Source organism: Streptomyces sp. NBC_01275 (genome assembly GCF_026340655.1).
Classification (GTDB): domain Bacteria; phylum Actinomycetota; class Actinomycetes; order Streptomycetales; family Streptomycetaceae; genus Streptomyces.
Genome location: NZ_JAPEOZ010000001.1, coordinates 9,887,125 through 9,903,426, shown reverse-complemented (window position 1 = coordinate 9,903,426; position 16,302 = coordinate 9,887,125). Strand labels below are relative to the sequence as shown.

Annotated in this window: 11 protein-coding genes; 9 read left to right on the top strand and 2 right to left on the bottom strand. The window is 71.1% G+C overall.

From position 1 onward, the window contains the following. The first annotated feature begins 397 nt into the window (after positions 1-397). The 3 genes from OG562_RS43440 to OG562_RS43430 are packed head-to-tail and all read left to right on the top strand — an operon-like array spanning position 398 to position 3,595. A complete protein-coding gene (locus OG562_RS43440) occupies positions 398-1,699 on the top strand; it encodes an extracellular solute-binding protein (RefSeq protein WP_266408073.1) in 1,302 nt (433 codons plus the stop codon). A 1-nt stretch (position 1,700) separates the two neighbouring features. Then, entirely contained in the window at positions 1,701-2,765 is a 1,065-nt protein-coding gene (locus OG562_RS43435; RefSeq protein WP_266408071.1) for a carbohydrate ABC transporter permease, read from the top strand. After that, positions 2,762-3,595 carry a carbohydrate ABC transporter permease gene (locus OG562_RS43430; RefSeq protein ID WP_266408069.1) on the top strand — a complete coding sequence of 278 codons (834 nt, stop codon included), beginning with the start codon at positions 2,762-2,764 and terminating at the stop codon, positions 3,593-3,595. Before OG562_RS43435 ends, OG562_RS43430 begins: the two co-directional genes overlap by 4 nt. A 68-nt stretch (positions 3,596-3,663) precedes the next feature. Here the strand turns inward: OG562_RS43430 and OG562_RS43425 are convergent, their stop codons facing one another. Next, the gene (locus OG562_RS43425; protein WP_266408067.1) at positions 3,664-4,812 is read right to left on the bottom strand and encodes a helix-turn-helix domain-containing protein; all 1,149 of its coding nucleotides are present in this window, start codon (positions 4,810-4,812) and stop codon (positions 3,664-3,666) included. Between the two features lie 204 nt (positions 4,813-5,016). On the opposite strand from OG562_RS43425, the gene OG562_RS43420 reads away from it, so the two are divergent. From OG562_RS43420 to OG562_RS43405, 4 genes are all read left to right on the top strand, one after another. Then, complete coding sequence (locus OG562_RS43420; RefSeq protein WP_266408066.1) at positions 5,017-6,477, top strand: amino acid permease; 1,461 nt, start codon at positions 5,017-5,019, stop codon at positions 6,475-6,477. A gap of 61 nt (positions 6,478-6,538) precedes the next feature. Next, positions 6,539-7,822 carry a M20 family metallo-hydrolase gene (locus tag OG562_RS43415; protein WP_266408065.1) on the top strand — a complete coding sequence of 428 codons (1,284 nt, stop codon included), beginning with the start codon at positions 6,539-6,541 and terminating at the stop codon, positions 7,820-7,822. Continuing rightward, entirely contained in the window at positions 7,809-8,660 is an 852-nt protein-coding gene (locus OG562_RS43410; protein ID WP_266408063.1) for a nitrilase-related carbon-nitrogen hydrolase, read from the top strand. Before OG562_RS43415 ends, OG562_RS43410 begins: the two co-directional genes overlap by 14 nt. 71 nt (positions 8,661-8,731) lie before the next feature. After that, complete coding sequence (locus tag OG562_RS43405) at positions 8,732-10,387, top strand: NAD(P)/FAD-dependent oxidoreductase (protein WP_266409844.1); 1,656 nt, start codon at positions 8,732-8,734, stop codon at positions 10,385-10,387. Between the two features lie 8 nt (positions 10,388-10,395). On the opposite strand, the gene OG562_RS43400 is transcribed toward OG562_RS43405, so the two are convergent. After that, positions 10,396-12,477 carry a SpoIIE family protein phosphatase gene (locus OG562_RS43400; protein ID WP_266408059.1) on the bottom strand — a complete coding sequence of 694 codons (2,082 nt, stop codon included), beginning with the start codon at positions 12,475-12,477 and terminating at the stop codon, positions 10,396-10,398. Positions 12,478-12,601: 124 nt separating this feature from the next. Between OG562_RS43400 and OG562_RS43395 the strand changes: the two genes are divergently transcribed. Together OG562_RS43395 and OG562_RS43390 are read left to right on the top strand one after the other, a co-directional pair. Beyond that, complete coding sequence (locus tag OG562_RS43395) at positions 12,602-14,380, top strand: ABC transporter ATP-binding protein (RefSeq protein ID WP_266408056.1); 1,779 nt, start codon at positions 12,602-12,604, stop codon at positions 14,378-14,380. Continuing rightward, positions 14,377-16,221 (top strand): ABC transporter ATP-binding protein, encoded by a 1,845-nt coding sequence (locus OG562_RS43390; protein WP_266408054.1) that lies wholly within the window; start codon positions 14,377-14,379, stop codon positions 16,219-16,221. The genes OG562_RS43395 and OG562_RS43390 overlap by 4 nt, the downstream gene beginning before the upstream one ends. Positions 16,222-16,302: the final 81 nt, after the last annotated feature.

The window sequence follows — 16,302 nt, the reverse complement described above, 5'->3', positions numbered from 1 at the left end:
CACCGGGTGCACTCTCTTGCGTAATTCGAGCCGGACCCGGGCCCCACTCCGGTCGGCCGAAGCGGATCAACGGCGTTCATCGCCGCCATTCACGCGTCGGCACCGTCTGAGAAAGCCAGGTCACACGTTCCGGGCAGCACGTTCCGGGCAACGAGGTGCATTTTTCGGCCACCGCCGCCCTTCAGCCACCCGGATCCCCGCCGCCCCCGCCGTCGCCCCGACGTTTCCCCGCCCCTCGCTGTCACGCCCTCCCTCGCCCTCTGCCTTCACCCCTCCGTCTCCCTTCACCCCTCCGTCTCCCTTCACCCCTCCGTCTCCCCTCGCCCCTCCGTCTCCCCTCGCCCCTCCGTCTCCCCTCGCCCCTCCGTCTCCCTCGACTCACCGGTCCTTGCCGGACATGCCGAACCACCAGGAGAAGACCGTGGACCTTTCCCGCAGACGATTCCTTCAGGCCGCCGTGCTCACGGCCGCCGCAGCAGGCGCCACCGCGGCCTGCGGCGGCGGCTCCGGGTCGAGCGGCAGCAAGGACGACAAGAACCTGACGCTCTGGTACTGGTCCGGCGGCCTGAGCGACAAGGTCGTCGCGGACGCCAAGACGCACTTCTCCGGCATCAGCCTCAAGACCTCCGTGGTCGGCGGCGACTTCAAGACCAAGCTGCTCACCGGTCTGCGGGCCGCGCAGTCCGCGCCGGACATCACCGGCATCAAGGGCGAGGACATCGCCTCGTTCCTGCCCAACGCCGACCGCTTCATCGACCTGAAGACCGTCGGCGCGGACAAGCTCGTGCCGCAGTACCTGTCATGGAAGCTGAAGCAGGCCACCACCCAGGACGGCAAGCTCATCGGCTTCCCGATCGACATCGGCCCGTGCGCCATGTTCTACCGCGCGGACCTCTTCGCGAAGGCGGGGCTGCCCACCGACCCCGCCGAGGTCTCCTCCCAGCTGTCCACCTGGGACGACTACTTCAAGGCCGGCGTCGAGCTGCACAAGGCCGTGCCGAAGACCGTGCTGATCAACAACATCGGCTCGGTGTTCTCGATGATCGTCGGCCAGGGCACCCAGCGGTTCATCGACGAGGACAACAAGTTCATCGGCGATCAGGACCACATCCGCACCGCCTGGACCACCGCCGTGAAGCCCTACACCCTGGGCGTCGACGCCAAGATCAACGACAACACCTGGAACGCCGCCATCAGCGGCGGCACCCTGGGCACCGAGCTGGGCGCCGCCTGGCACGCGCTGGACATCACGAGCGCCGCCCCGGGCACCAAGGGCAAGTGGCGGGTGGCGAGCCTGCCGGGCGGACCGTCCAACCTCGGCGGGTCTTTCCTGGCCCTGCCCGCGACCTGCGGCAACCCCGAAGAGGCCTTCAAGATCATCAGCTGGATCCTCAGCCCGGAGAACCAGGCGCGCGGCTTCACCGACGCGGCCCTGTTCCCGACCGCCCCGGCCGCGTACAAGCTGCCGGCGCTGACCGGCGGCGACGCTTTCTTCGGCGGCCAGAAGACCATCGAGATCTTCGGTCCGGCGGCCGAGAAGATCTCCGCCACCTATGAGGCTCCCGCCGACGCGGCGGTCTCGGCGCCCTTCTTCAGCGAGCTGACCAGCATCGAGGCCAAGGGCAAGGACCCCGACCAGGCCTGGAAGGACGCGGTCAGCCAGGCCAAGCAGATCGCCCAGCGGCAGGGAGTGAAGTGACATGTCGTCAAGCCCGGTAGCCGGACCGGCCGCGACCGGACCGTCCTCCGGATCCGACACCGGGCCCGTCGGCCGGCCGTCCCCGGACCGCCCGCGCGGTCCGGGCCGGCCGGGCCGGTCCGGCCGTCGGGTCCGCCCGGTGTCGGCCGGGACCCGGCGCGGGCCGCGCCGCCGGGTCGCCCGGCACTGGCCGCAGTACCTGGCCATCTCGCCGTACTACCTGATCTTCACGGTCTTCATGCTCTTCCCGGTGCTCTACACCGTCTTCCTGGCGTTCCAGAAGTGGGACGGCATCGGGGACATGCACTTCGTCGGGTTCCAGCAGTTCCGCTTCCTGTGGGACGACCCGGTGTTCTGGCTGTCCATCCGCAACACCCTCGTCATCTGGGTGCTGTCCACGGTGCCGATGCTCTTCATGGCGCTGGTGGTCGCGGTGCTGGTGAACTCCACCCGGCGTTTCACGGCCTTCTACCGGGTCGCGCTGTTCATCCCCAGCATCACCTCGCTGGTGGCCATCGCGATCTTCTTCGGCGCGATCTTCAGCAACAACTTCGGCCTGATCAACGCCATCCTCAGGTCGGTGCACCTGTCGGCCGTGCCCTGGATGAGCAACGAGTGGACGATCAAGCTGGTGATCGCGGCGCTGATGACCTGGCAGTGGACCGGCTACAACGCCATCATCTATCTGGCCGGCCTCCAGGCGATCCCCTCGGAGGTCTACGAGGCCGCCAGGATGGACGGGGCCGGCCCGGCGCGGATCTTCTTCTCCATCACGATCCCGCTGCTGCGGCCCATCATCCTGTTCACCGTGGTGATCTCCACCGTCACCGGCCTGCAGAGCTTCACCGAACCACAGGTGCTGTTCGGCAGCGAGGCGGCCACCAACCCCAACTCCGGCGGACCGGGCCAGGCGGGCCTGACCACGCTGCTGTACTTCTACCACCAGGCCTTCGACAACAACGACTTCGGCTACGGGGCCGCGATCGTCTGGGCCTTCTTCCTGCTGATCCTGCTCATCGTCACCGTCAACTGGCGTCTGGTGCAGCGTAAGGAGCGACGGCCATGAACGGCTTGACCGGAAAGCGCGTCCGGGGGCTGAGCGTCCATCTGATCCTGATGACCGGTGTCGTCATCTCGGTGTTCCCGTTCTACTGGATCGTCGTCATGGCGACGAACACCTCGCAGGACATCTACCGCTACCCGCCGAAGCTGTGGTTCGGCGGCCACCTCCTCACCAACATCCAGCACCTGTTCGCGAAGATGGACTTCGTCGGGTCGCTGCTCAACACCGTCGTCGTGGCGGTCTGCACGACCCTGCTGGTGCTGTTCTTCGACTCCCTGGCGGCCTTCGCCTTCGCCAAGTACGACTTCCCCGCCAAGAAGTTCCTGTTCGGCGTCCTGCTGGCGATGTACATCCTGCCGACCCAGCTGGCGATCATCCCGCAGTACGAGATCATGGTGCAGCTGGGCTGGCTGGGCACGCTCAAGGCGCTCATCGTGCCCGCCGCGGCCAACGCCTTCGGCATCTTCTGGATGCGTCAGTACACCACCAGCAGCGTCCCCGACGAACTGCTGGACGCCGCCCGGATCGAGGGCGCCGGGTTCTTCCGCCTGTACTGGCACGTGGTGCTGCCGTGTGTCCGCCCGGCCCTGGCGTTCCTCGGCATCTACACCTTCATCGCCGCCTGGAACGACTACATCCTGCCGTTGGTGATGCTGGTCAACCCCGACCGCCTCACCCTCCAGGTGGCACTGGCCCAGCTGTACGCCGGCCACTCCACCGACTACAGCATGGTGATGTCGGGGGTGCTGCTGTCCGTCATCCCGCTGGTGCTGGTGTTCACCTTCTTCGCCCGCGGTTTCATCGCCGACGCCACCAAGGGGGCCCTGCGCTGACGGCTGCTCCAGGGCGCCGGCGGCCATTCCCGTGACGACCATTCCCGGGACGGCCATTCCCAGGACGGCTATTCCAGGGCGATGATCACGGCGGCCGCGTCGACGGGCCGCTGCACATCGAGCCCGGTGTATTTCTCGAACGCGTTCAGCCGGTTCAGCACGGTGTTGCGGTGGCAGTTCAGCGCACGACCGGTGTCCCCCAGGCTGCCCGTCTCGAGGTACTTCCTGACCGTTTCGAGGATCTTCGTCCGCTCCAGTTCCGTGCATCCGTCCAGGTACGGGAAAACGATCTGCCCGAGGTCGCAGCCGACGCCCGCCAGCAGATGCCGGGTCACGGACCGCCAGCGGTCGGACAGCGTCGCGACGCCCGTGCTGTCCATCGGCAGGTCGGTCATGATCTCCCGGGCGGCCGCGGCCGCCTCCCGGACGTGGGCGAGTCCTCGGGCCACCGGTGCGACGGCGACCGCCCTGTCGGTGAACAGCTCCCTGGCCGTGGGCGGGAGTCCGGCCAGGGCGCTCTGCCCGGTCGGCCAGATGAAGAGCGTGTGGTGCCCCATGTCGTAGGTGAGGAAGACGTCGTCCCGGCGGGTCAGGGCCCGCAGTCTTCTGCGGACGGTGACTCCGTCGTCCCTGGACGTGGCCGCCACACAGAAACGGCCCGCCTTGGGAATGCGGAGCGCGCCGGCGATCCGCTCCAGCGCAGCCCCGGTCGGCCGGGTCGGCCCGAACAGCTGGGACAGATACTGCCGTTGGAGGTCGGCGTCGGCCTGTTCGATCGCCACCTGTTCCGCGAGGTAGTGCTCCTGCACATGGGCCGCGAAGGCGTCCACCGTGGTCCACACCCGCCCGGCGTTGCGCACCAGGAGAGCGGGGTCGGCGCCGCCCGAGGGGTCCGCCAGGCTGTCCCACAGCACGGTGAAGTCGAGCCGGACGGCACGCAGCAGGCTGTCCAGGGGCACGGCCTGGCGGGCCCGCCGGGTGCCGAGCGACTCGGCGATGGCGGTCAGCGCGTCCGTGGTCCCGTCGGAACGCAGGCTGTCGAGGATCGCCGAGAAGGACTGGACGCTGGTCCGGCGCAGGTCCTCCGCCGTCAGAGCGGAGTCGGCGTACGCGGGGTCCGCCATCGCCCGGGCCAGGAACTGCTCGACCAGCCCGTCCAGTCGGCCGCGCGTCCGCTCGACGGCGTCGTCCCACGCCCGCGTGTCGTGGTCGACCATGCGCGTCCCCTTTCCGCCGGTGCACCGTGCCACACGGCCCCGTGATGTTACGTAGCGGCGGCTCTCGACGGAAATCGCCGGGCCCCCTTTGTGCAGAGGCCAAATTTTTGGCATCGCGCACGGTGCAGATTTTCATTGTTCGCCCCATCAGTCGCTGTCACTCTTCCGGTGCGCACCCTTCGGTGCCGAGAATAGGAGGAGCTCGTGGCTGTCGAAACGGGCACAGAGACCGCACGTCCCGCCGACTCTGGCGGCGACTCGTCGGGCTACCAGCAGCGGCTTTCCAACCGTCAGATCCAGATGATCGGCATCGGCGGGGCCATCGGCACCGGTCTCTTTCTGGGCGCCGGCGGCCGGTTGGCATCGGCCGGCCCGGCACTGGCGATCGTCTATGCTTTCTGCGGCGTCTTCGCCTTCTTCATTCTGCGCGCACTCGGCGAACTGGTACTGCACCGACCGAACTCGGGGTCTTTCGTCTCGTACGCCCGTGAGTTCTTCGGGGAAAAGGCCGCCTTCGTCTCCGGCTGGGTCTATTCCATTTCCTGGGCTCTCACCGCGATCGTCGACATCACCGCCGTCGCCACGTACTTCCATTACTGGCCGACGCTGCGCAGCGTCCCCCAGTGGCTCCTGGCGCTCACCGCACTGCTCGTCGTCACCTGCGCGAACCTCGTGTCGGTCCGCTTCTTCGGCGAACTGGAGTTCTGGTTCGCGCTCGTCAAGGTCGCCGCGATCGTGGTCTTCCTGGTGACCGGAGCCGTGATCCTCGCCGCCGGGTTCCCGGTCGACGGACAGGACGCCGGGCTCTCCACGGTGGCCGACCACGGAGGGGTCCTGCCGAACGGGCTCCTGCCCGCGGTGATCATCGTGCAGGGCGTCGTGTTCGCGTACGCCGGCATCGACCTGATCGGCGTCGCGGCCGGGGAGGCCGAGAACCCCGCGAAGGTGATGCCACGTGCGGTCAACGCCGTCATCTGGCGCATCGCCGTGTTCTACGTCGGCTCCACGACCCTGCTCGCCCTGCTGCTGCCGTACGACTCCTACCGGGCCGGGGAGTCGCCGTTCGTGACGTTCTTCAACAGCATCGGCGTGCCCGGCGCGGGCGGGGTGATGAACCTGGTGGTGCTCACGGCGGCGCTGTCCAGCCTCAACGCCGGTCTGTACTCGACGGGCCGCATCTACCGCTCGATGTCCCGCTCCGGGACCGCCCCCCGCTTCATGGGCCGCCTCAGCCGACAGGGCGTGCCCTACGGCGGCGTCCTGTTCACCGCGCTCCTGGCGCTGCTCGGCGTGGGCCTCAACGCCCTCGTTCCGGAGCGGGCGTTCGAGATCGCGATCAACGCGACCGCGCTGGCGATCCTCTGTACGTGGGCGACCATCGTGCTGTGTCAGCTGCGGCTGTACCGCTGGTCGCAGCAGGGCAAGGCGGCCCGGCCCGCGTTCCGCCTGTTCGGCGCCCCCTGGACCTCGTACCTGACGCTGTTGTTCCTGGTCGGGGTCCTCGTGCTGATGCTGTTCGACTACCCGGTGGGGACGTGCACGGTCGGCACGCTGCTCGTCATCGTCCCGGCGCTCATGGCGGGCTGGTTCGGGGTGCGCGGCCGGGTCCTCGCTCTCGCGGCCGACCGCGGCCCCGCCGGGTCCGAGAGCGGCCCGGCCTCGTAGTCACTCCACCTGTTCCGCCTCCTGTCCCTTCCCCCTTTCGATGTTCGAGGAGAACTCCCCCATGGCCATTGAGCGCACCGACGTCCCCACCGCGGTGGGCGGCGCCACCGACTCCGAACTGTTCCTGCGGGACTTCCGCTCGCTGAGCCGGATCGGCGAGACCCCGGGCGGCGGTGTCGACCGGCAGGCCGCGACCACCGCCGACGCCCAGTCGCGGGCGTGGTTCACCGCCCTGCTGAGCCAGTACGGGTTCACGGTGGAGACCGACGCGATCGGCAACGTCTTCGGGCTGCTGGAGTGGACTCCGGGAGCGCCGTACGTCCTGGTCGGCTCCCATCTGGACAGTCAGCCGCTGGCCGGCAAGTTCGACGGGGCCTACGGTGTCGCGGCGGCGCTGCACGCGGGGCGGCGGCTCGCCTCGGGCCACGTCCCCGGAGAGCTGCCGAAGTACAACCTGGCGGTGGTGGACTGGTTCAACGAGGAGGGGTCGCGGTTCGCCCCGTCCATGATGGGCAGCTCCGTGTACACCGGGAAGATGACGGCCGCGGACGCCCTGGCCACCCAGGACGTGGACGGGGTGACGGTCGCGCAGGCGCTCACCGCCGTCGGGCACACCGGTACCGGCACCGGGCCGGCGCCCGCCGCATGCGCCGAGATCCACATCGAGCAGGGCCGTTCCCTGGAGGACTCCGGCACCACGATCGGGCTCGTCGACTCCTGCTGGGCGGCGGAGAAGTTCACGGTCACCGTGCACGGCGAGCAGGCGCACACGGGGTCGACCGTCATCGCCGACCGCCGGGACGCCGTCCTGGGGGCCTCCCGGCTGGTGGTGCTGCTGCGCGAGCTGGCCGACCGGTACCCGGCCGGTGTCCTGCACACCTCCGTCGGCCAGTTCACGGTGCTGCCGAACTCCCCCGTCGTCGTCGCCCGCCGGGTCGACCTGACCATGGATCTGCGCTCGGCGGACGAGGAGGTCCTCGCGGAGGCCAAGCAGCTCCTGGAGAACGGGATCAAGCTGATCGAGGACGAGGTCGCCGTCCGGATCGAGGTGCGCGGGTCGCACGCCTGGGGCGTCCGGCCGTATCCGGCCGCCGGCGTCGAGCTGGCGCGGGAGTGCGCCGACGCCCTCGGCCTCACCAGCAGGCCCGTGCACACGCTGGCCGGGCACGACTCCATCAACATGAACGACGTCGTCCCGACGGTCATGCTGTTCGTCCCGAGCGTCGAGGGCGTCAGCCACCACGAGGGCGAGTACACCAACGACGCCGACCTGTGCGCCGGAGTCGACGTGCTCACCGAGGTCGTACGACGGCTGTGCGCAGGCGCGCTCGATGACACCCGCTGAGCCCGCGCGCCTGCGGGTGGGAATCCTCCAGGCCACCGGCGTCGTCGGCGACCCGCAGCGCAACCTCACGGCCCTCGAGAAGGCGGCGCACACCGCCCGGTCGCAGGGAGTCCAACTCCTGGTGACCCCGGAGCTGTTCGTCAGCGGCTACGACCCGGTGGCCGTGGCCGACGACGACGGCCGCCGGCAGCGGCGGGCCCTCGCGGACCTCGCGCGGTCGGCCGGTCTGGCCCTCGTCGCCTCGACCGTCGACCACCAAAACGACCACGCCCACGACCACCAGCACGAGCACGAGCACGAGCACGGCGAACGCTTCGTCAGCGCCTCGCTCTTCGACGGTGACGGGCGGGAACTGACCAGGTACCACAAGGCGCACCTGTTCGGCCCGGCGGAGAACGCGGTGTTCACGCCCGGCCGGCAGCGGCCCCGGGTCGTCCCCCTGCACGGCGTGAACGTGGCGCTCGGCCTCTGCTTCGACGTGGAGTTCCCCGAGTTCACCCGCGCGGTGGCCCGCTCCGGCGCCGAGTTGCTGTGCGTGCCCACCGCCGTGCCGCTGCGCCCGTCCGCCGACGGGCGGCCGGCGCCGTTCGACACCCGGCTCGTGCCCGGCATGGTGGTCCCCACGCGGGCGTTGGAGAGCCAGCTCTTCATCGCCTACGCCAACCACGCCGGGCCCGGTTTCGCGGGGCTGAGCTGCCTCAGCGACCCCTACGGGCGACGCGTCGCCGCCGGCGAGAGCGACGAGGAGCTGGTGGTGGCCGACATGGACCGCCGCACCCTGCTCGACGCGCGCCGCGACACCGACTACCTCTCCTCCTCCCTCTCCTCGCTCATATGACCCGCGCCGGATCACACCCCGGCACGAGCCCTTCAGGACACCACGTGAACACGCCTTCGCCCGGGGTCAGCATGCTGGTCCCCGACTTCCCCTTCCCCTACGACGAGTACCTGGCCCACCCCGACGGCCTCGGCTCGATCCCGGCCGAGCAGCACGGGACGGAGGTCGCCGTCGTCGGCGCCGGCATGTCCGGGCTCGTCGCCGCGTACGAGCTGATGAAGCTCGGCCTGAAGCCGGTCGTGTACGAGTCCGCCCAGCTCGGCGGCAGACTGCGCGGCGCCCGCCAGCCGGGCGCCGACCACCCCGTCGCCGACCTCGGCGGGATGCGCTTCCCCCGCTCGGCGCGGGCGTTCTTCCACTACGTCGACCTGCTCGGCCTCGACACCCAGCCGTTCCCCAACCCGCTCACCGCGGCCTCCGACAGCACCGTGATCGAGATAGCGGGCCGCAGGCACTACGCGGAGTCCCCGGCCGACCTGCCGCAGATGTTCCACGACGTGGGGGCCGCGTGGCGGGACTGTCTGGAGGAGCGCGCCCACTTCGGCGCCATGCAGCGGGCCGTCGCGGACCGCGACTACGCCACGATCAAGAAGCTCTGGAACGAGCTGGTCCCGCTCTTCGACGACGTGTCCTTCTCGCACTACCTGGCCACGTCGAAGGCGTTCTCGTCGCTGCCGTTCGAGTACCGGGAGGCCTTCGGGCTCGTCGGGTTCGGCACCGGCGGCTGGGACACCAACTTCCCCGACTCGATGCTCGAGATCCTGCGGGTGGTGTACGTCGACGCCGAGGACGACCAGCAGCGCATCCTCGGCGGCGCGCAGCTCCTGCCCCAACGCCTGTGGCAGCACGCCCCCGAGGGACTCGCGCACTGGCCGGCGGGCACCAGTCTGGCCTCCCTGCACGGGGGCGCGCCGCGCGGCGCGGTCAAGCGGATCCGGCGCGCCGGCAGGTCCGGCGGGCCCGGCGGCCCCGGCGACGGCATCGAGATCACCGACCGGTGGGGCCGGACGTCCGTCTACCCGGCGGTCGTCGCCACCTGCCAGTCCTGGCTGCTGTCCGCCCGGATCGACACCGACGAGTCGCTGTTCAGCCACTCGTTGTGGACGGCGATCGAGCGCACCCACTACATGCAGTCCTCGAAGACGTTCGTGGTGGTCGACCGTCCCTTCTGGAAGGACGTCGACCCCGAGACCGGGCAGCACGTGCTGAGCACGACGCTCACGGACCGGCTGACCCGCGGAACGTACCTGCTGGACAACGGACCGGACGAGCCCGCGCTGATCTGTCTGTCGTACACCTGGAACGACGACGCGCTGAAGTGGCTGCCGCTGGACGTCGAGGAGCGCGTCCGGCTGATGCTGCACTCGCTCAGGCAGATCTACCCGAACGTCGACATCGCCTCGCACATCATCGGCGACCCCGTCACGATCTCGTGGGAGGACGACCCGAACTTCATGGGGGCCTTCAGCGACAATCTGCCGGGCCACTACCGCTACCAGGAGCGTCTCTACACCCACTTCATGCAGGACGGCTTCGACCCGGCCCACCGGGGCATCTACCTCGCCGGCGACGACGTGTCCTGGACGGGCGGCTGGGCCGAGGGCGCGGTCACGACGGGACTGAACGCGGTGTGGGGGGTGCTGACCCAGCTGGGCGGGAAGACCACGGCCGGCAATCCCGGCCCGGGCGACCGCTTCGAGGAACTCAGGCCGATCAGGCTGCCGTAGAGCCTGTCCTAACCCATGGTCGGCGTCAGCGCCTGTTCTGCCCAGATGGTCTTGCCGGTCGCGGTGTGCCGGGTGCCCCAGCGGGTGGTGAGCTGGGCGACCAGGAGCAGGCCCCGGCCGCCCTCGTCGTAGATGCGTGCCCGGCGCAGGTGCGGTGAGGTGGAGTTGCCGTCGGAGACCTCGCAGATGAGGGTGCGGTCATGGATCAGGCGGAGCTGGATCGGGTCGGCGCCGTAGCGGATCGCGTTGGTGACCAGTTCGCTGACGACCAGTTCGGTGACGAAGCCGGCCTCGGTCAGCCCCCAGGCGTCCAGTTGGGCGGCGGCGAGTCTGCGGGCCTCGGCGACGACCTCGAAGTCGGCGGCCAGGTCCCAGACCTTGACGTGGTCGGCGTCCAGGGCTCTGGTGCGCGCCAGCACCAGGGCGACGTCGTCGCTCGGGTGCTTCGGCAACAGGGCGGAGAGCACCTGGTCGCAGCGGTCCTCCAGGGTGGACCGCGAGCCGGTCAGCGCCTGGCACAGCCGGGCGGTCCCGACGTCCGGGTCGCGGTCGACGGCCTCCACCAGCCCGTCCGTGTACAGGGCGACGAGGCTGCCCTCCGGCAGTTCGAGTTCGGTGGTCTCGAAGGGCAGGCCGCCCACCCCCAGCACCGGGCCGACGCTGACGTCCACCACCGTGGTGGTGCCGTCCGGCAGGACGAGGACGGGCGGCGGGTGGCCGGCGCTGGCGACGGTCAGCATGCGCGACACCGGGTCGTAGACGGCGTACAGACAGGTCGCCCCGGTGGCCCCTGCGCCGGTGCGGTCGCCGTTGTCGTCGTCGCCGCCGAGGCGCAGGACCAGGTCGTCGAGGTGCGCGAGGAGTTCGTCGGAGGGAAGGTCGACGTCGGCGAGCGTCTGCACCGCGGTGCGCAGTCTGCCCATGGTCGCGGAGGCCTGGATGCCGTGGCCGACCACGTCGCCGACCACCAGGCCCACCCGGGCGCCGGAGAGCGGGATGATGTCGTACCAGTCGCCGCCGACGCCGGCCCGTGAGTCGGTGGGCAGATAGCGGCAGGCCACGTCCACCGCCGACTGCGGGGACGCTCCGCTCGGCAGGAGACTCTCCTGGAGGGTCAGGGCCGTGGTGCGCTCACGGGTGTACCGGCGGGCGTTGTCGACGCAGAGCGCGGCGCGGCCGGCCAGCTCCTTCGCCAGCGTGAAGTCGTCCTGGGTGAAGGCGTCGGGCCGGGTGCGCAGCAACACCGCGACGCCGAGCGTGGTGCCGCGGGCTATCAGCGGCACCGCCAGCAGCGAGGTGACGACGAAGCCGCGCATCCTGTCGGCCCGCGCCGGAACGCTCGCGATCCACCGGTCGAAGTCCGGGTCCCCGCTTCCGCTGAGCACCGGCCGGCCGCTGTGCAGTGCCCGGGCGGGCGGGGAGTACGGCGGGTACGCGTCGGTGGCGCCCAGGCCGATGACGGCCTCCGGGGTTCCCTGCTCGGTGGACAGGTGGGCGACCCGGCGCAGCACGACGGTCACGTCCGGGCTGCCGTCCAGGGGCTCCTCGCCGTGCATCACCGCTTCCAGCAGGTCCACGCTCGCGAAGTCGGCGAACCGCGGGATGACCAGCTCGGCGAGCTCCCGCGCGGTACGGCCGAGGTCGAGGCTGGTGCCGACCGAGACCGCCGCCTCGTCGAGCACCGCCAGGCGCTGCCGTGCCCAGTGCTGCTCGCTGCTGTCGAAGGCGGCCATCCCGACCGCGTACACCGTGCCCGCCTCGTCGCGGAGCGGCCACAGCTCCAGGTTCCAGGCGTGCTCCCGGATGCCGGACGGCGCACGGGTGTGGCTCTCGTAGTGCGCGGGCTTGCCCGTCGCCGCGACCTCGCGCAGCGCCTGCAGGGTGCCGAGCTGGTCCACATCCTCCGGGAGTCCGTAGGGAAAGGCATGGCCGCGCAGAAACCCCTCGTCGAGCCCCATCACCTCGCAGGCGACGTCGTTGAGCCGTAGATAGCGCTGCGAGGCGTCGAAGACCGACATCGAGAACGACGCCTGGCGAAACGCCCGCTCCACCAGCGCACGCTCGTCGTCGTCCCCGCGCACAGGCTCCATGAGATCAGTGTGCTCCCCGGCCCGGACCCCAACAACCGGGCTTGTGGCGGGGCTCCAGGCATTGACTCGCCCACATTCACTTAGGGTAACCTTGCCTAAGTTGGCCGGTTCCGGAGGGTGGCTGGTGAGAGCAGGGGAACTGTCGGGGCGGGACGTCCTGACACGCTCGGTCAGGGGACAGGCGCGGCGCGTCGGTCTCGGCGCGGCTCTGGGGTGCGTGCACCAGTTGGGGGAAGCCCTCGTACCAGTACTCATCGGTGTCGTCATCGACCAGGCCGTGGCCGGTCAGGACGCGAAACGGCTCATACTCTGGCTGACCGTCCTGGCCGTCATGTACGTGACGCTGTCGTGGAGTTTCCGACTGGGCGCCAAGGCCGGTGAACGCGGCGCCGAAGAGGCCGCGCACACCCTCCGGCTGGCGATCGTGGACCGGGTGCTCGACGGCCGCGGCGGCGCCGAGGAGGGACGGCTGCCCGGCGAACTCGCCAACGTGGCCACCGAGGACGCCAAACGGGTCGGCGCGGTCAACATGGCGCTGATGAGCGGGATCTGGGCCGTCGCGGGCATCACCGTCAGCGCCCTGTGGCTGCTGCTGACGTCCGTGACGCTCGGGCTGATCGTGCTGCTGGGCACGCCCGTGCTGCTGTGGGTGGGACATCTGCTGAGCAAGCCGCTGGAGCGCCGCAGCGAGGCCGAGCAGGACCGGGCCGCGCACGCCTCGGGGGTGGCCGCCGACCTGGTGGCCGGGCTTCGGGTGCTGAAGGGGCTGGGCGCGCAGCAGGCGGCCGTGGAGCGTTACCGCCGTACCAGCCGGCTCTCCCTCGCCGCCACCCTGCGCGCGGCCCGGGCCGAGTCCTGGCAGACCGGGCTCGTGCTGGCCCTGACCGGTGGGTTCATCGCGCTGATAGCCCTGGTGGGCGGACGGCTGGCCCTCGACGGCTCGCTGACGCTGGGGCAGTTGGTGTCCGCGGTCGGTCTCGCGCTGTTCCTGCTGGGGCCGTTGGAGACGTTCGCCTGGGTCAACGCGGAGCTGGCGCAGGGCCGTGCCTCGGCAACGCGGGTCGCGGAGGTGCTCGCCGCCGGACCGGCCGTCGTGGGCGGCGACGCCCCGGTGGCGGACCCGGTCCGCGGGGAGCTGCGGCTGCGCGGTGTACGGCTCGGTGTGCTGGACGGCGTCGACCTCGAGCTGCCGGCCGGACTGCTGACCGGGATCGCCGTGACGGATCCGGCCGACGCCGAGGCCCTGTTGCGCTGCCTCGGCCGGGAGGCGGACCCGGAGTCGGGTTCGGTCGAGCTCGACGGCGTGCCGTTGACCCGGCTGGATCCGGCGGCGCTGCGGGCAGCGGTCCTGGTGGCCGCCCACGACGCCGCGCTGTTCGACGGCTCGCTGGCCGCGAACGTGACTCCGGCGGCAGGAGAGAGAGAAGAAGACGGGGAAGAGAGGGAAGACAGGGAAGAGGGAGACGGCGAGGGGGCGGAGAGCTACCTCGCGGACGGGGAACCGGACCCGCGGACCGAGCTCGCCATGGCCGCCGCCCGTGCCGACGAGGTGCCCCGCTCGCTGCCGCACGGCGTCGCCACCGGTGTCGGCGAGGGCGGCCGGTCCCTGTCGGGCGGGCAGCGCCAGCGCGTCCTGCTGGCGCGGGCCCTGCGCGCCGGGCCCGCCGTCCTGGTCGTGCACGATCCGACGACGGCCGTGGACGCGGTGACCGAGGCCCGCATCGCCGAGGGGCTGCGTGAGTTCCGGCGCGGCCGCACCACGGTCGTGGTGACCAACAGCCCGGCGCTGCTCGCCGTCGCCGACAAGGTGATCCTCCTCGACGGCGGCCGGGTCGGGGCCGAGGGCACGCACTCCGAGCTCGTACGGACCGACGCGAACTACCGGACGGCGGTACTGGCATGACGACGAGAGCCGAACGGTCCACGCAGGCCGAGGAGTCGAAGAAGGGCCGGCCGCCGACGGAGGCCGAGCAGTCGGACGCCGACCGCGCCCTGCTGCCCACCGCCAGTCCCGCCCGCACCCGGGCCGCGGTGCGCGAACTGCTGCGCCCGCACCGGAGGTTGGCCGCCGCCGGGTTCGGCCTGATGGTGCTCGCCACCTCCGTCGGACTGCTCACCCAGCCCCTGCTCGGGCATATCGTCGACGTGGTCACCGAGCGGCGCTCCCCCGACGCGCTCACCTGGCCCGTGCTCGCGCTGGCCGGGGTCGCATTGGTGCAGGGCGTCACGACCGCGCTGGGCATGTCACTGGTGTCCCGGCTCGGCGAGACCGTGCTCGCCCGGCTGCGTGAACTGTTCGTGGAGCGCGCCCTGTCGCTGCCGCTGGAGCGGCTGGAGAAGGCGGGGTCCGGCGACCTCAACGCCCGTGTCACCCGGGACGTGTCCCGGGTCGCCGACGCGGTGCGCGGCGCGCTGCCCGAACTGGCGCGTTCCGCGCTGTCGATCGTGCTGACCCTGGGCGCTCTCGCCCTGCTGGACTGGCGGTTCCTGCTGGCGGCGCTCGTCGCCGTGCCCGTACAGGCGCACACCGCGCGCTGGTACCTGCGCAACGCCGTTCCCCTGTACGCCAAGGAGCGCATCGCCACCGGGGCGCAGCAGCAGCAGTTGCTGGACACCATCGGCGGGGCGCGGACCGTACGGGCGTACCGGCTTCAGGCCGGTCACACGCGGCGGGTCACCGGGCGTTCCAGGGCGGCGGTGGAGCTGACGATGAACGGGGTGCAACTGGTGCTGCGCTTCTACAGCCGGCTGCACATCGCCGAGTACATGGGGCTCGCCGCCGTCCTGGTCACCGGGTTCCTGCTGGTGCGTTCCGGCTCGGCGTCGGTCGGCACGGCCACGGCGGCCGCGCTGTACTTCCACAGCCTCTTCGGGCCGGTCAACACCGCGCTGGTGCTGCTCGACGACGCCCAGTCGGCGACGGCCGGACTGGCGCGGCTGGTCGGGGTGGTGGACGAGCCGGCGCCCGTGGTCGCCGAGCGCGCGGACGACCGTACGACCGTCACGGGCGCGCCGTCCGTGACGTTGACGGCCGTCTCGCACGCGTATGTGCCCGGGCGGCCGGTGCTGCACGGCGTCGACCTGGAGATCCGGCCCAAGGAACGGGTCGCGCTGGTCGGGACGACCGGTGCGGGCAAGACGACCCTCGCCAAGCTGGTGGCGGGACTGCACCGCCCGGAGGGCGGGCGGATCGACATCGGCGGGTGCGAACCGGACGAGTCCGGGCGGCTGGTGGGGCTGGTCACGCAGGAGGTCCACGTCTTCGCGGGGCCGCTCGCCGACGATCTGCGGCTGGCCCGTCCGGAGGCGGACGACGAGGAGCTGCGGGAGGCGCTGGCCACGGTGGGCGCCCTGGGCTGGGCGGAGGCGCTGCCGGAGGGCCTGGACACGGTCGTCGGCGACGGCGGCCACCGGCTGACCGCCGACCGGGCCCAGCAACTCGCCCTGGCCCGGCTGCTGTTGGCGGACCCACCGGTCGTCGTGCTGGACGAGGCGACGGCGGAGGCGGGCAGTTCGGGCGCCCGCGCGCTCGACGAGGCCGCCGAGCAGGCGTTGCGGGGCCGTACGGCGCTGGTCGTGGCGCACCGGCTCAGCCAGGCCGCCGCCGCCGACCGGGTGGTCGTCCTGAGCGACGGCCGGGTCGTGGAGAGCGGCACGCACGACGAACTGCTCGCCGCCCAGGGCGCGTACGCCGACCTGTGGCACGCCTGGTCCGGCAGCCGCACCCCCGACGCCCGCCCCTGACGCCCGCCTCTGACGCCCGCCTCTGACGCCCGCCTCTGACGCCCGCCTCTGACAAGGCTCGCTCCGCCCCTCCCCGACCCC

Excerpts from the sequence above, each read along its gene's own strand:
- OG562_RS43440 (WP_266408073.1), top strand. The coding sequence starts at position 398 with ATGCCGAACCACCAGGAGAAGACCGTGGACCTTTCCCGCAGACGATTC.
- OG562_RS43435 (WP_266408071.1), top strand. The coding sequence starts at position 1,701 with ATGTCGTCAAGCCCGGTAGCCGGACCGGCCGCGACCGGACCGTCCTCC.
- OG562_RS43430 (WP_266408069.1), top strand. The coding sequence starts at position 2,762 with ATGAACGGCTTGACCGGAAAGCGCGTCCGGGGGCTGAGCGTCCATCTG.
- OG562_RS43425 (WP_266408067.1), bottom strand. The coding sequence starts at position 4,812 with ATGGTCGACCACGACACGCGGGCGTGGGACGACGCCGTCGAGCGGACG.
- OG562_RS43415 (WP_266408065.1), top strand. The coding sequence starts at position 6,539 with ATGGCCATTGAGCGCACCGACGTCCCCACCGCGGTGGGCGGCGCCACC.
- OG562_RS43410 (WP_266408063.1), top strand. The coding sequence starts at position 7,809 with ATGACACCCGCTGAGCCCGCGCGCCTGCGGGTGGGAATCCTCCAGGCC.
- OG562_RS43405 (WP_266409844.1), top strand. The coding sequence starts at position 8,732 with ATGCTGGTCCCCGACTTCCCCTTCCCCTACGACGAGTACCTGGCCCAC.
- OG562_RS43400 (WP_266408059.1), bottom strand. The coding sequence starts at position 12,477 with ATGGAGCCTGTGCGCGGGGACGACGACGAGCGTGCGCTGGTGGAGCGG.
- OG562_RS43390 (WP_266408054.1), top strand. The coding sequence starts at position 14,377 with ATGACGACGAGAGCCGAACGGTCCACGCAGGCCGAGGAGTCGAAGAAG.